This is a genomic window from Chitinophaga sp. (assembly GCF_036569125.1).
Classification (GTDB): domain Bacteria; phylum Bacteroidota; class Bacteroidia; order Chitinophagales; family Chitinophagaceae; genus Chitinophaga.
The window spans coordinates 1-15,164 of the sequence record NZ_DATCRF010000807.1 but is presented as its reverse complement, the minus strand read 5'-3'; the positions used below and the strand labels follow the sequence as shown (position 1 = coordinate 15,164).

General features: G+C 48.8%; 14 protein-coding genes. 9 read left to right on the top strand and 5 right to left on the bottom strand.

Features of this window, described 5'->3' with window-relative positions; genetic code table 11:
• On the bottom strand, window positions 1-1,114 hold a 1,114-nt coding region (locus VIM87_RS29755), incomplete at its 3' end, for a right-handed parallel beta-helix repeat-containing protein (protein WP_332000495.1).
• A 318-nt stretch (window positions 1,115-1,432) separates the two neighbouring features.
• Between VIM87_RS29755 and VIM87_RS29750 the strand changes: the two genes are divergently transcribed.
• Window positions 1,433-2,269, top strand: coding sequence for a universal stress protein (locus VIM87_RS29750; protein WP_332000494.1), 837 nt, complete (start codon window positions 1,433-1,435; stop codon window positions 2,267-2,269).
• Between the two features lie 173 nt (window positions 2,270-2,442).
• Here VIM87_RS29750 and adhP read toward each other — a convergent pair whose 3' ends face one another.
• Window positions 2,443-3,477: an alcohol dehydrogenase AdhP gene (gene adhP / locus VIM87_RS29745; RefSeq protein WP_332000493.1), complete on the bottom strand. Its 1,035-nt coding sequence runs from the start codon at window positions 3,475-3,477 to the stop codon at window positions 2,443-2,445.
• A gap of 287 nt (window positions 3,478-3,764) precedes the next feature.
• Here adhP and VIM87_RS29740 point away from each other — a divergent pair, with 287 nt between their 5' ends.
• The 5 genes from VIM87_RS29740 (at window position 3,765) to VIM87_RS29720 (ending at window position 7,112) form a co-directional block, all read left to right on the top strand.
• A complete protein-coding gene (locus VIM87_RS29740; RefSeq protein ID WP_332000492.1) occupies window positions 3,765-4,142 on the top strand; it encodes a hypothetical protein in 378 nt (125 codons plus the stop codon).
• A gap of 150 nt (window positions 4,143-4,292) precedes the next feature.
• Window positions 4,293-4,736 carry a thioredoxin family protein gene (locus VIM87_RS29735; RefSeq protein WP_332000491.1) on the top strand — a complete coding sequence of 148 codons (444 nt, stop codon included), beginning with the start codon at window positions 4,293-4,295 and terminating at the stop codon, window positions 4,734-4,736.
• Between the two features lie 4 nt (window positions 4,737-4,740).
• Complete coding sequence (locus tag VIM87_RS29730) at window positions 4,741-5,673, top strand: FAD:protein FMN transferase (protein ID WP_332000490.1); 933 nt, start codon at window positions 4,741-4,743, stop codon at window positions 5,671-5,673.
• The gene (locus VIM87_RS29725; protein WP_332000489.1) at window positions 5,670-5,894 is read left to right on the top strand and encodes a DUF4266 domain-containing protein; all 225 of its coding nucleotides are present in this window, start codon (window positions 5,670-5,672) and stop codon (window positions 5,892-5,894) included. Before VIM87_RS29730 ends, VIM87_RS29725 begins: the two co-directional genes overlap by 4 nt.
• A 24-nt stretch (window positions 5,895-5,918) precedes the next feature.
• Entirely contained in the window at window positions 5,919-7,112 is a 1,194-nt protein-coding gene (locus VIM87_RS29720) for a DUF3570 domain-containing protein (protein WP_332000488.1), read from the top strand.
• Between the two features lie 150 nt (window positions 7,113-7,262).
• Here the strand turns inward: VIM87_RS29720 and VIM87_RS29715 are convergent, their stop codons facing one another.
• Window positions 7,263-7,736, bottom strand: a complete 474-nt coding sequence (locus VIM87_RS29715; protein ID WP_332000487.1) for a YbhB/YbcL family Raf kinase inhibitor-like protein — start codon at window positions 7,734-7,736, stop codon at window positions 7,263-7,265.
• Window positions 7,737-7,893: 157 nt separating this feature from the next.
• Here VIM87_RS29715 and VIM87_RS29710 point away from each other — a divergent pair, with 157 nt between their 5' ends.
• Window positions 7,894-8,124 carry a hypothetical protein gene (locus tag VIM87_RS29710; RefSeq protein ID WP_332000486.1) on the top strand — a complete coding sequence of 77 codons (231 nt, stop codon included), beginning with the start codon at window positions 7,894-7,896 and terminating at the stop codon, window positions 8,122-8,124.
• A gap of 141 nt (window positions 8,125-8,265) precedes the next feature.
• On the opposite strand, the gene VIM87_RS29705 is transcribed toward VIM87_RS29710, so the two are convergent.
• Window positions 8,266-9,324 carry a response regulator gene (locus tag VIM87_RS29705; protein ID WP_332000485.1) on the bottom strand — a complete coding sequence of 353 codons (1,059 nt, stop codon included), beginning with the start codon at window positions 9,322-9,324 and terminating at the stop codon, window positions 8,266-8,268.
• 51 nt (window positions 9,325-9,375) lie between these two features.
• Window positions 9,376-10,137 (bottom strand): TIGR00730 family Rossman fold protein, encoded by a 762-nt coding sequence (locus tag VIM87_RS29700; RefSeq protein ID WP_332000484.1) that lies wholly within the window; start codon window positions 10,135-10,137, stop codon window positions 9,376-9,378.
• Window positions 10,138-10,284: 147 nt separating this feature from the next.
• Between VIM87_RS29700 and ppsA the strand changes: the two genes are divergently transcribed.
• A complete protein-coding gene (gene ppsA / locus VIM87_RS29695; protein ID WP_332000483.1) occupies window positions 10,285-12,693 on the top strand; it encodes a phosphoenolpyruvate synthase in 2,409 nt (802 codons plus the stop codon).
• A gap of 9 nt (window positions 12,694-12,702) precedes the next feature.
• Window positions 12,703-15,164: cation-translocating P-type ATPase (locus tag VIM87_RS29690; protein WP_332000482.1), on the top strand; the 2,462-nt coding region annotated here is incomplete at its 3' end.

The window sequence follows — 15,164 nt, the reverse complement described above, 5'->3', positions numbered from 1 at the left end:
AACCTGCACCTGCCGCAGGACTATCATCCGGGATAGAATAATCTTCCCGCAATAACGGATCTTTGCCCGTTATACTATTATGCTCCAACACAGGCAGCTGTGGCTTCCACGCAGGATCCCCGGTATGGAACCACAGGTTGTTGGAAAATCTAAAGCTTCCAGGTACCGTGCCGGGACCAATGCTGCATGCAAGCCGCATCTGATCATCAACATAAATGAGGTTATTACAAAAAATATTATCACTGCATTTTACAAAACGTATGGTGTCTTTATTTTCCTGCAATATGCGGATGACCCAGCGTGCGGGTTTGCAGATGGTGTTATTTACCACGGAGGATCGTGTGCAGCCTACAAATGCCACCGGCACTTCAGATCCTGTGAACACACAGCTTTGCACTTTTAGATCTGTTGCTTCATAATTCGCATCAGCAGGCCTGAAGAACGCGGTGCCCGTGCTGCCGCCAAGATTAATAGCCCTGCTGCCTGCATTTTGAAACCTGCATGCTTCAACAAGAATATCGCTGCTGCCGCCCTTCATTTGTATGGCATTTGCACCCATGTTCTCAAAATGGCATTGCCGGATAATGCTCCTGTGGCAACCCACCATATCAATGCCACTGCCGCCTGTAGCGCCATTCAGAAAAGTACATTGTTGAACGATGAGATCATCCACACCGGACAGTTTCAACAGGTCGTTGTTGCCATTGGCGGCCATGTCGCGAAAGATGCAATGCTGCAGTACAATGTGGTGCGCAGGAGTGGAGTAGGAGCTGCCATCATCGAAATTGAGGCCATTACCTGTTTGCTTTGTAAACACAATCCCTTCAATGTGGAGATAAGCAACGTCGCTGCCCTGCCATGCAAAATTACCTCCTTCATATACCACTGTACCGCGCGTTTTTGCAATGATGTAGATCCATTTACCTGGCTTGCCTTTCAGGCCTTGCAGAGATTGATTGCCGGGGCAGGAGCCGTTGTAGAGCAGGATCGTATCCCCCGGGCGCGCCTCAGCCGCCGCTGCCGCAATATCCGCGTAACGCTGGCCATAACCGGTATGCAATACCGCTGCCGATAAAGGACCATGAAAAAGCAATAAAAGGAGGAACAGGCGCATGGAGAGGGGAAGACTTGCCGGCGAAGATACAAAAATAAGAGCAGCAATTTCTTAGCAGCAAGCTGCATACTTCGTAACACCGGAAATGCCTGGGTATAAGGGCTAAAAGCCAGGTGGGTTTCTACAATGTTAACACTTAAATGGCAAATTTGGCATTCTGGCGGTGGTCCTTTCCTGGTGATACAAGTACGGGAATGCCACCTTGTTCTCTCTGTTGGTAAAATGACCGGCCCTAATGATCACGGTCAGCCCCGGTCCTAATGCCGGTCATGGGGCCGGCCGCCGCACATTCATACATTAGACTAAAGAACTTTTGCTATGAAAAAGATTGTTGCCGTTTTTGACGGCTTAAGGTTTTCTGAAAGCACCCTCCGTTACGCTACGATGTTAGCCAGTGAGCAGCAGGCTCACCTCGTAGGGCTTTTCCTGGATGATTTTACCTATAACAGCTTCAGTATGTACAAGCTGCTGAAAGAAGGGAAGCAGGCGTCCGCAATCCGGCAATATGAAAACGATGATAAAATGAAGCGCAAGGCCGCAGCCGGTCATTTTGAAGATGCCTGCCGGGAGGCGCATTTAAACTACAGTGTACACCATGACTGTAATATCGCTATCCAGGACTTACTGCATGAAAGCATTTATGCAGACCTGATCATTATTGACGGACATGAAACATTTGTACATGATGAAGCTCCGCTTCCTACTCAGTTCATACGTGACCTGCTTACAGACGTACAATGCCCCGTGCTGGTGGTGCCGGGTGTGTTCAGGGATATTAAACGGATTATGCTGCTGTATGATGGAGAGCCATCCAGCGTGCATGCCATTAGAATGTTCAGCTATATCTTTCCTGAGCTTCAGAAGCTGGAAACAGAAGTGCTGTCTGTTAACAGTCCGGAGGGCGGTCTTCACCTGGAAGACGGCCGTTTAATGAAGGAATTTATAAAACGGCACTTTCCCCATGCCAGGTATAAAGTGGTAGAAGGACAGCCTGAAGAAGAGATCATTCATTACTTGCTTGGGCAGGCAGATGGCGCCCTGGTGGTGTTAGGGGCCTACCGGCGTGGGGCTGTGTCGCGCTGGTTCAGGCCAAGTATGGCGGATGTGCTTACACAAGCGGTGTCTGTACCGTTATTCATTGCGCATAATAAGTAATATATCTATATCACGGAGTTGGAGGTGCTGCCGGTTTCGTGCACCAAACAGCTCCGTGCAAACATTATAAACTATTTAAACGCATAAAAAAGCTGCCGCCTGGAAAAGCGGCAGCTGTATCAGATTGCATTTAGGAACTATTATTGCGGATAGTATGTGGTCTCCACAATTTTTTATGGGTTTGAGATCTGCAGCACAGTGCGGCCTTCGATCTCGCCCTTTTTCATTTCATCAAAAATGGTATTAATGTCTTCCAGCTTTGCGGCGTGCACGGTAGCTTTTACCTTGCCTTCCACTGCAAAGGAAATAGCTTCCTGCATATCTTTACGGGTGCCAACAATAGAACCCCTTACGGTATAGCGGTTTAATACGGTTTCAAAAATAGGAAGGTCAAAGCTGCCGGGAGGCAGGCCGTTCAGGGAAATAGTACCTTTCCGGCGCAGTGCGGCAATACCCTGTTTAAAAGCAATGGGAGATACCGCTGTAACCAGTACGCCATGCATGCCGCCGGTTTCCTTTTTTAATTTGATACCGGGTTCTCCCTGTCTTGCATTTACAGTAATGTCGGCGCCCAGTTTTTTGGCAAGCTCCAGCTTATCGTCCGATACGTCTATGGCTGCCACATGAAGGCCCATTGCTTTGGCATATTGCACGGCCAGGTGTCCCAGCCCGCCGATGCCTGAAATGGCCACCCATTCGCCCGGTTTGGTATCCGTTTCCTTTAGCCCCTTATATACGGTTACCCCGGCGCAAACGATCGGCGCTATTTCCAGGAAGTTAATGCCGGCCGGAAAGTGCGCCACATAACGCGCATCGGCTACTACGTATTCTGCATAACCGCCGTCTACACTATAACCACCGTTCTGCTGGCCTTCGCAAAGTGTTTCCCAGCCGGTAATGCAATAATCACAACACCCGCAGGCGCTGTACAACCATGGTACACCTACAATATCGCCTTCCTTTACATTTTTAACACCGCGGCCCAGCGCTTCCACATATCCAATAGCTTCATGACCCGGTATCAGTGGCAGCTTGGGTTTTACCGGCCAGTCGCCCTCACAGGCATGCAGGTCTGTATGGCAAACACCGCAGGTTACAACGCGTACCAGGATCTCGTTTTCGCCGGGTTCCTTTACCGGCATTTCCTCTATTTGTAAAGGCGCGCCGAAGGCGTGAATAACAGCGGCTTTCATTGTTTTAGGCAACATGGATCATATATTTATTAGTGAATAATGGAGATGCTTTCTTCGCTTAAAAGCATATGTAAAGGAACACATGGCTGACGGTTTGGGGAATGATGGTTGTCAATAAACGGAATGACAGTTATCAGAAACGGCCTGGCTGAGACAGGCTTGCAGGCGCGGTGCAATAAATATAGCGCTATGGCGTTGTTATGGCGGTGCATAGCGCGCAGCTGCCCAATCCCGCGTTCTGTTTGCGAAGGTGTGTGATAACAATAACTTCCTTACCTTTGACGGGATATCAGCTAGATAAGATGAGGAGAAGGACGGCCATATTATTATTGCTTATTTATACAATGGGAGCTACGGAGCTGGATCAGCTGCTGCGGGTTCCTTTATTAGTAAAGCATTTTGTGATCCATAAAAGTGAGAATCCAGGTATTACTGTGGCCATGTTCATAAAAATGCATTACATAGACCGACAGCTTTTTGACGGAGACTACCTGGAAGATATGCAGCTGCCCTTTAAACAGGCTGATGATCACTGCCTGATATTAGCTACGGTGGTGCCGGAACCACTGGTAACCGTATATCATGAAACCCCGCTGCTCCCTTATGAGTATAATCTTTTTAACAACCCTTATAAGCCACTGCTCAACGGTGGTAATATCTTTAAACCGCCCCGGGTTTAACTGCTTACCTGCTTTACAATAAACACTGCCTTTTCGCCCGCATACTTTTCAGGAGCCCCTGCGGCTGCCTGCAGGAGTATTATGCTTGTATCGCTGCCCTGGCCAATGTCCGGGCAACGGGGATGCTAATTAAATTTTAAAAGGAACAACATGAGAACATACATCGCGCTGGCGGTAACGGTATTGTTATGCGCCTTTACCAGCGGCTGGGAAACGGATTTCGCACAGGCCAGGAACAAAGCGCAGCAGGAGAAGAAATATATACTGCTCAATTTTTCAGGTTCCGATTGGTGCGGACCTTGTATCCGTATGAAGAAGGAGCTGTTTGATACGCCTGTTTTCCAGGCGTTTGCAGATGCGCACCTGGTGCTGGTAAATGCAGACTTTCCCCGGCAAAAGAAGAACCGGCTGCCTAAAGCGCTGCAGGAGCAGAATGACCACCTGGCAGAAACCTATAACCAGGCAGGCAGCTTCCCCTACACCGTGCTGCTGGATGAAAACGGCAAGGTCGTAAAAGGATGGGACGGTTTTCCAAAAGAAAGCCCGGAAGCCTTTATTAATGAAATAAACCAGGGTATCAATGGTAAACACTAATGTATTGCAAACAGCAATCATGCACCGGCATGTATTAAAGCTTATGGGTAACCGGTTTGAGATCACCGTGGTAAGCGATGAGGCAGCCTGGGCACAGGAGCGGATAAACGCCGCTATAGCTGAAATGCAGCGTATAGAACGGCTGCTGACCACCTTTAATGAAGACAGTGAAACCAACCGCATAAACCGCTACGCCGGTATAATGCCCGTAAAAGTGAGTGTGGAAATAATAGCGCTGATACAACGCGCGGCGCGCATTTCCAGGCTTACGCAGGGTGCATTTGATCTTACCTATGGCGCGGTGGATAAAAGCCTCTGGAATTTTGATACGCAGATGGCCGCCCTGCCGGATGCTGCCACTGCCCGCAAAATGGTACGGCTCATTAACTTCCGCAACGTGATAGTGGATGAAGCGGCCGGCACCGTTTTCCTGAAGGAAAAAGGCATGCGCATAGGGTTCGGTGGTATTGGCAAGGGCTACGCAGCAGAGTGTGCAAAAGCCCTGCTGCAGCGGGAGGGGGTAAGCAGCGGTATTGTAAATGCCGCCGGCGATCTTACGGTATGGGGCCACCAGCCGGACGGGCAGCCCTGGACCATCGGTATTGCCAACCCGGACCAGGCTAACCGCCTGTTCTCCTCCCTGCAGCTTTCCGATATGGCCATTGCTACCTCCGGTAATTATGAAAAGTATGTTTTCATTAACGGTAAAAGGTATTCGCATACCATCGATCCCAGAACAGGGCTGCCGGTAAGCGGTATTAAAAGCGTGAGCATCCTTTGTCCCAATGCCGAAATAGCGGATGCGCTTACCACGCCGGTCATGATCATGGGCATCAGGGCCGGGCTGGATATGATAAACCAGATCAACGGCATTGGCTGCCTTATTATTGACGACAACAATCAGATCTTCACTTCACAAAACATTCGTATAAAATGAGGAAAAGAATGGTGCTGCCCACGCTGGCAGCGGTTTGTATAGCATTAGCAGGCAGCGCCTGCCAAACAGTAAAGGAGTATCAGAAGAGCCGCCTGAATGATGGTGAGATGGTGCTGGGTAACCGTAAGGTGGAAAAAACCGAGCTCAATTTCCAGTCTTACCGGGAAGGCGCTTCCGGCGCCAATGCAGGTAAAAGCGGCGGTGGCTGCGGCTGTAATTAATATTTAACCTCTTCACTCTTTTACATGAAACGAATCAGTTTAACCGTATTGGGTTTATACGTGGGTATGCTGGCCGCATTCTCCCAATCCGCTACAGACAGTACACAATATAAAAGCCGCAAGCTAACGCTGGAAGAGGCCAATCTCATATCCAGCTACTATCACCAGGATGGGAATAACGCCGCGGTGACCGGCGGCATAGGATCTGAAAAGCTGACGGACTTTTCCAACTCTTTTGAGCTGCGGCTTAGTAAGTTCGATAAAAAGGACCGTAAGCATACTTTTGATATTGAGCTGGGTATAGATCATTATTCTTCCGCATCGTCAGATAAGATCGATCCTAAAACGGTTTCTTCCGCATCATCTGCTGATACAAGGTTGTATCCTTCCCTGAACTGGTCGGTAGAAAATAAAAAAGGCACAACGCTGGGCGCCGGCCTGTCTTTATCCAGTGAGTTCGATTACAAGTCCATTGGTATAAACGCCCTGGTGGCGCAAAAGACCAGGAACCGGAACGGGGAATTTTCCCTGAAGCTGCAGGCATACCTGGACCAGCTTAAGCTCATATTGCCGGTGGAATTGCGCACGGGCAGCAATCCTGAGGATGAGAAGGATTATCCTACCGCGTCCCGCAATTCGTTCAGCGCCTCCCTGGCTTATTCGCAGATCATTAATCAGCGGCTGCAGGTAGCGTTCTTAACGGATGTGGTGTATCAGCACGGTTACCTGGGACTGCCCTTTCACCGTATTTATTTTAACGACGGGTCGGAAGGAGTAGAGCGCCTGCCGGCCAACCGGTTTAAGATCCCGGTAGGGCTAAGGGCTAGTTATTTTGCAGGCGATCACCTGGTATTGCGGGGATATTACCGTTACTATCATGATTCCTGGGGACTGGATGCACATACTGCGAATATAGAAGCATCGGTAAAGCTAACGCCTTTCTTTTCGGTTACGCCCTTTTACCGCTATTATACGCAAAACGGCGTAAGCTACTTTGCCCCATTTCAGGCGCATGATCCAGGGCAGGAATATTATACCAGCAACTACGACCTGTCTGCATTTCACAGCCACTTTTTCGGAGCAGGCTTCAGGGTGATACCGCCCCGCGGCGTATTCGGCATATCTCATTTCAACATGCTGGAAGTACGTTACGGCCATTATGAAAAGAGCAATAGTATGCAGGCAAATATCGTATCGCTGAATATACGGATAAAGTAATTGCATTATTAAAGCCAGTGGGCTGACTTAAAGAATGTAAAATGCAAAATGTAAAATCATAAATGTAAAAGGGTTAAATGCAGTACCTCTACGCTGCATTTAACCCTTTAGTATTTTACATTTATGATTTTATATTTACATTCTTTTTATTCAGCCTTTTTTATAATACCCCGTTAAGGTGCCGGTTCCCAGCACATGGCCTTCCATGGCCTGCTTCAATTCCCGGTAGTTTGCACCCGGCGCCAGTGCCAGCCGCTGATCCAGCGCATACACCCTGATATGATAATGATGCAGGCCTTTAGGCGCGCAGGGGCCGGTATACGAGATGCCGCCAAAATCATTCATGCCTTGTTCATCCGGTATATGGTGTTCATTTATATGATGTGTAAGTGGTATATTCCATACCAGCCAGTGTATGCGGCGGTTTGCAGCAGCTTCCATTTCATCCATTATTATTGCCAGGCAGGCAGCGCCATTGGGTATTTTCTTTATCCTTAGCGGCGGGCTTACGTTAACACCATCACTGGTAAATTTAACCGGTATCTCACACCTGTCGCCAAAAGCAGGGCTGGTGACCTTTAGCACCGCTTCCGCTTTGGGGATATTGTCAGTCAGCTTTAACATAGCGCGTTTATTTAGATGTAAATAACCGCATTGCAGAGGTTTAAAGAATGAGCGTCATCAGCTTGTTCAATGATCATAATCATACCCGGTACCGTATATTATCATGCTTACAAAGAGATGCGCATAATATTTTAGCAGTAGTATTAAAAACTGACTTATGCGGCGTCACATACCTCTTACAGGCCTTATAACCGGCGTACTGGCCATACATGTTCTTTTTATGTGGATGGAAATATCTTCCTGCAACGCGATCCAGGAAGAGCTGGCGGCGCCTGACAGCAGCAGGATGCAGAAAATGCCGGAGCAGCAGGTACTGCCCCTGAGCGCCGCAGCTGATTCCCTGCAGCTGGACACTGCTTATACAACCGGAATTTACAACACCTGGTAAATAGCCTGATGACGCCTGCAGAAGTATTACAGCTGCTTAAAATTCAGCGAAATATCATGCGTGTTAAATGATGGGGGCATCCATGAGGCTGTTGCCTGTCATGCCGGTTATTAAATGATGGGGAGGTGGGTTGCGATCTATCTAGTTTACCATACCGGATAGCTTTTTCTCATTAAGGATATGGATAGCGCCCTCCCTGATCTCAATGAGCTTCTCCTCCCGGAAATCGCCCAGGGTGCGGATCAGGGATTCTGTAGCGGTACCCGCAATGGTGGCAAGGTTATCACGGCTGATGTCAATTGTAAATGCCGCATCGTTGCCCCGGTTATATTTTGCATGCAGGTTCATAAGGGCTTCCGCTACTTTTTTCCGGAGTGAATTATAGGCTAATCCTAATAGCTGCTGTTCTTTTACCGTAATATTCTTAGCAAGCATGCGAATAAACTGAACGGCTATTTCTGGGTTGTTATTAAGCAGCTCTTCAAAATCTTCTCTTGGAATAATGGCTACTTCACATTCATCCATTGCTTCTGCGGTGTCTTTATATACCGTTTGTTCAAGCAGGGCTGTATATCCCAAAAAATCGCCTTCGCAGTATAGCTCAACCGCCAGCTCTTTTCCGTCATCATTCCTTTTAAAGGTCCTTATCTTTCCCTTTTGTACATAAAACAGCTTTAATGGATGATTACCTTCCACATAAATTGGCTGTTTTCTTTTATATTTTTCAATATTCCGGTCTTCAGAAAGCTCCTGCAGCGACCTGTGGCCTCCCGCTTCCTGCATAAGCTGGCGCAGTCCCTGAATGGTGGGGGGAAACGTTTGTGCTTTAATTTGTGCTTTTTTAAGCCGGCTTTCAATAGCCGTTAATAATTCGGCGCCGCTGAAAGGTTTGGTAATATAGTCGTCGGCGCCCATTTCCATGCCTTTGCGAAAATCGCTCCTTTCTGTTTTGGCGGTGAGGAATATAAAGGGAATATCCTGTAGTTGATCATTACGCCGCAGCATATGTAATACGCCATAACCGTCCAGCAGAGGCATGGTAATATCGCAGAGTATAAGGTCCGGAATGTGCTGTAATGCCGCTTCTACACCATCTTTTCCATTCTCTGCCGAAAAAACTTTGTAGCCGGCCAGCTCCAGGATCTCCTGGGTGTTTTCCCGGATCTCCGGATTATCTTCTATTATAAGGATCTTTTGCATACTGGCATATTAAGCCCCGGGCAGGGAAAATGGTTACTGATTAATGTTGTGTTATTCTCCCAGTAATAGAAATTTGCGGAACGTTTTTTCCCTTTTAAACCGGTATTTTAATACGGAAAATTTTTTGATGTGCTGCAGCGCCTCTTCGTTGGAATCGGTAAAAAGCACATATTTTAATACTTCCGGCTCTATCATATTTTCTTCAACCATCCTATGAAATAAAGGCATTACCGGCTCCCAATATTCTTTGTTAAATAAGATCACCGGAAAGTTAAGAATTTTATGGGTCTGAATCAAGGTTAGCGCCTCAAAAAATTCATCCAGCGTGCCTATGCCACCCGGCATAATCACGAAACCATATGCGTACTTAAACATTAATACCTTTCTCACAAAAAAGTAGCGGCAGTCAAAATGTTTGCTCATATAATTATTGGGTTGCTGTTCCCGCGGCAGCAGGATGTTACAACCTACTGACTGGCCACCCGCCTCCTGTGCGCCCCTGTTAGCGGCTTCCATAATGCCGGGGCCTCCGCCTGTCATAACCGTAAAACCAAGCTTTGTTATGCCGGCGCTTAATTCTCTGGCGGTTTCATAATGCGGTGAGCCGGGCGCTACGCGTGCCGATCCAAACACCGCTATGCAAGGCCCGGTAAAGTGAAATACCCGGAAACCTCTTATGAATTCTATCAGCACCTTAACAGCAAATAATAACTCGTGCATCCTGGAACGGGGGCCCTCCAGGAAATACTTTTCTTCATTTGCCGGAAAGCTGTCTGTAGCCGCTTTTTTGTGCGGGGCATGCGTGTGTTGCATAAGCTAAAAATTTATACCCCAATTTGAGCAGGTTTTTACACCTGCAGCATGACCTGCATCATATCCCTTGCTGATAAGGCTCATTGGCCCGCCGGATGGCAGCCGTTACTATTGTATAAACTGATCAATCCTTTAAATACACTTATTATGGAAGCTATTATTAAAAAACTCTCCGAAGTAAGTATGGCAGATGTAGCCACGGTTGGAGGGAAGAATGCCTCACTGGGAGAAATGACCGGGGCGCTTGCTGCTAAGGGAATAAAGGTGCCGGATGGATTTGCTACTACTGCATACGCCTTCCGTGCCTTTCTTGAATATAACGGATTGGTTGCCCCTTTACAGCAGCTTATGCAGCAGCTTGACCGCAAAACATATGCTAACCTGCAGGCCACCGGCGCCGCTGCCCGTGATATGCTGCTGAAGGGCAGTATGCCGGAGGATATAAAACATGCCATTGCAGATGCGTACCGGGCTCTTTGTAATGGCAGCGCAGATATGGCTGTTGCTGTACGTAGCAGCGCCACAGCTGAAGATATGCCACAGGCCAGCTTTGCAGGGCAGCATGAATCGTACTTAAATATTGTGGGGGAAGAGGCGGTGATACAGGCCGTGCAAAAATGCTTTGCATCCCTGTACACAAACCGGGCTATCAAATACCGGGAAGACAATGGTTTTGATCATACAAAAGTATTGTTGTCTGCCGGCATACAGCAAATGGTACGGTCAGACCTGGCTTGTTCCGGGGTAGGTTTTACGCTGGAGCCGGAATCGGGTTTCAGGGATGTGATACTGCTCTCCGGCATATGGGGGCTGGGTGAGAATATAGTACAGGGAGCCGTAATGCCCGATGAGTTTTATGTGTTCAAACCCTCGCTGAAAGAAGGAAAGAAAGCAATTATCCAGAAAAAGCTGGGCGATAAAGCGCAAACCATGGTATACGCCGGCGCTTCGGATGCCGGTACCGTAAACAAATCTACCGATGCTGCATTGCGGGAAGTTTTTGTGTTAAGCGACATGGAAATAATGCAGCTGGCACGCTGGTGTATGCTGATAGAACAGCATTATCAAAGGCCCATGGATATAGAATGGGCAAAGGACGGCCTTAGCGGGGAGCTTTTTATTTTGCAGGCCCGCCCGGAAACAATACATGCTCAAAAGAAACCGGAAGCAGAAACGTTATTCAGCCTGAAACAAAAAGGAAAGCGCCTGGTTTCAGGCGCGGCCATCGGCAACAAAGTAGCTGCCGGTATTGCCCGCGTGCTAAGCTCACCTGCAGATGCAGCCCAGCTAAAGGAAGGGGAGATCCTGATCACCGGGGCTACCAGCCCGGATTGGGATCCTGTTCTAAAAAAAGTAAGCGCTATTGTTACGGACACCGGTGGAAGAACCAGCCATGCCTCTATTGTAGCAAGAGAGCTGGGTATACCCGCGATAGTAGGCGCCGGGGATGCTACCCGTATAATAAAGGACGGGGACCGCATCACTGTATCCTGCTGTGAGGGTAAAACCGGTTATGTGTATGAGGGAATACTTGAATACAGCGAATCAAATCCGGGGGATGCCGGGTTGGTGCTTCCAAAATTTACCTCGCCCATGCTCATCATGAGTGATCCCGATCAGGCCTTTGCACTTTCTTTTTATCCCAGCAAGGGCGTAGGATTATTAAGAATGGAATTTATTATAACACATACCATTGGCATACACCCTATGGCGCTGGTAAATTTCAACAACCTGCAGGATCAGGACATGAAAAGCCGTATTGCACATCTTACCCGCCATTACGATGATAAAAGAACATTTTTTATCGATAAGCTTTCCCAGGGCATTGCCACTATTGCAGCTGCCTTTTACCCCCGGGATGTAATTGTGCGCATGAGTGATTTTAAGACCAATGAATATGCGGAGCTGCTGGGCGGAAAGGAATTTGAGCCCCTGGAAGAAAATCCCATGCTGGGCTTCCGTGGCGCCTCCCGGTATTACCACCCTTTATATAAGGAGGGCTTTGGGCTGGAATGCGCCGCTGTTAAAATGGTACGGGATGAGATGGGCCTTACCAATGTGAAGGTAATGATCCCTTTTTGCCGTACGCTTATGGAAGGTAAGCAGGTGCTGGAAGTAATGCGCTCCTTTGGACTGCAGCAGCATGTAAACGGGCTGGAGGTATATGTAATGGCCGAGCTGCCGGCCAACGTGCTGGAAGCCGCAGCCTTTGCCGAGTATTTTGACGGATTCTCCATCGGCTCCAATGATCTTACGCAGCTAACGCTGGGCGTAGACCGTGATTCTGCGCTGGTAGCGCCGCTGTTTGATGAAGAGGATGCCGCTCCGAAAAAGATGATACAAATGCTGTTGGATACCGTGCGCCAGACAGTGGTGCCGGTGGGCCTTTGCGGGCAGGCGCCCAGCGACCTGCCGGAGTTTGCCGCCTTTCTTGTAGCCCATGGAATTAACAGTATTTCCTTTAACCCGGATGCATTGCTCCGGGGTATTGCCAATATTGTAAAGGCAGAAGAGCTGCAATTTGTTGAGGATGCCCCATTGCCGGTGATCATATAACTACAGCATATGAAAAGTATAACGGGCGCAGAGCATAATGGGCTTGCAGCAGCGGATATTTCCCGCTTGCAGCAGCAGTATGGCAAAAACATTTTCGAGGCAGCACATAACCGTACCACGATCAATGTGCTTGCAGATATCTTTAAAGAGCCCATGATGCTGCTGCTGATCGCATGCGCATTGCTTTACTTTTTGCTGGGGAATGTTACAGAAGGCTGGATGATGCTGACCGCCATGCTGCTGGTAGCTGCCGTTTCCCTGTACCAGGATATTAAAAGCGCGCGGGCGCTGGATGCCTTACGGCAGTACACCGCTCCGCTTGCCACGGTTATAAGGGATGGCAAGGAAATAACCTTACCCGCTGAAGAGCTGGTGCCCGGCGATACCTTGTTACTGAGTGAAGGGGCAATGGTGCCCGCGGATGGCACAATTGTATCTGCCCATGACCTTACGGTAAATGAATCCATTATGACCGGTGAATCATTGCCGGTATTAAAGGATAGCCATACCGGCACTAACCAGGTTTACCAGGGTACCACCATCAACTCCGGCAAGTGTATAGTAACAATAACAGCCACCGGCAACCAAACCCATTTAGGCAGGTTAGGCATTCATATAGCCAATGCGCCTGTGCAGCGCACCCGTTTGCAGATACAGGTACAAAAGGCTGTACGGCGGCTGGCTTTGTTAGGAGCTATAGCATTTGTTATAATTTGTGTGGTAAGCTTTATGAAAAGCCATGATGTTGCAGGCAGCCTGCTAACAGGGCTTACGCTTGCCATGGCCGCAATACCGGAAGAGATACCTGTAGCATTTACCTCTTTTATGGCGCTGGGGGCATATTACCTTTCCCGCCAGGGCATTATTTCGCGGCAGCCGCAGATCATAGAGCACCTGGGCGCCGTAAGCGTTTTTTGCCTGGATAAAACCGGTACTATAACAGAAAACAGGATGAAGGTGGTAATGGCTTATGACCAGCATACCGGAATACTTATGGACCTGGAGCAGCAACCCTTGCCGGAGAGCAGCCGGCTGCTTTATTATGCAGCTCTTGCCAGCGAGCGCCAGCCTTTTGATCATATGGAGCAGGCAATACTGGCAGCTTTTGAGCAGCAGCTGCATGCGGCTCCGCCATTGCCGGAAATGGTGCATGAATATGCTTTGGAAGGCCAGCCGCCCATGATGACACATGTTTACCCGCATGCCGGCGGAATGATGGCAGTGGCTAAAGGTGCGCCGGAACGCGTGCTGCGGGTATGCAGGCTTAATGTTGAAGCAAGTGCTGTTTTGCAGCAGCACCTTGCAGCAATGTCTGCCCGGGGCTACCGTATACTGGGCGTGGCTACCGCCATGTGCCCCAACGGCAGCCTGCCGGATAAGCAGGATGATTTTAACTGGCAGTTTGAAGGGCTGATAAGCTTATACGATCCGCCCAGGAAACAGGCCGTTGCCCTGGTTTCCTGGTTATATGCGGCAGGTATTAATGTGAAGATGATCACCGGCGACTATCCGGCCACGGCCCTGCACATTGCAGCAAAAATAGGTATGCAGACTAACGGGAATACGGTAACAGGAGAGGAGGTGATGGCCCTGCCCGGGCCTGCGCTGCAAAATGTTGTGAAGCGAACTGTAATATTTGCACGTATGTTCCCTGAGGCGAAGCTAAAGGTCATCAACGCGCTCAAAGAAAGCGGTGAGGTGGTGGCCATGACAGGGGATGGTGTGAATGATGGACCTGCATTAAAAGCCGCACACATAGGTATTGCCATGGGCAAAAAAGGTACCGAGCTGGCAAGGCAGGCGGCTGATCTTGTAATAACAGATGATAACCTGGACAAAATACCGGAAGCCATACGCCAGGGAAGAAAGATATCCGGCAACCTCAAAAAAGCTGTGCGGTATATTACCGGGATTCACATCCCCATTATCTTCACTGCAATAGTTCCGCTATTGCTGGGCTGGAAATACCCATTTATTTTTACGCCCATCCATATCATTTTCCTGGAGCTGATCATGGGGCCCACCAGCTCCATATTTTTTGAGCGGGAGCCGGTAGAGGCCAGCGATAACGGGGCTGCTGGTGCTTTAAACAGGCGTGGCTTATTCAGCCGGGAGGAGCTGGCGGTTACTCTGGTCCAGGGGTGCATTATTACTGTATGTGTGCTGTTGTTTTATTATTATTTCATGCAGCGGGCCAGTGTTGAAACTACCCGTACGATCGTATTTACCTTGCTGCTTATTGCCAATACTTTCCTCACCTTTACGAACCGCTCTTTTACAGAAAATATTACACGCACCATTCAATATAAAAATAACCTGGCGGCAGCTGTGTTCGTAAGCTCCCTGCTGTTCCTTGCGGCTATTCATTTTATACCGGTAGTACGTAAGCTTTTCGGATTAGCGCCCATCAGCCTTCAGGCATTTGGCCTTTGCCTGCTTGCCGCTTTTGCCGCCGTTGCCTGGTTCGAGGG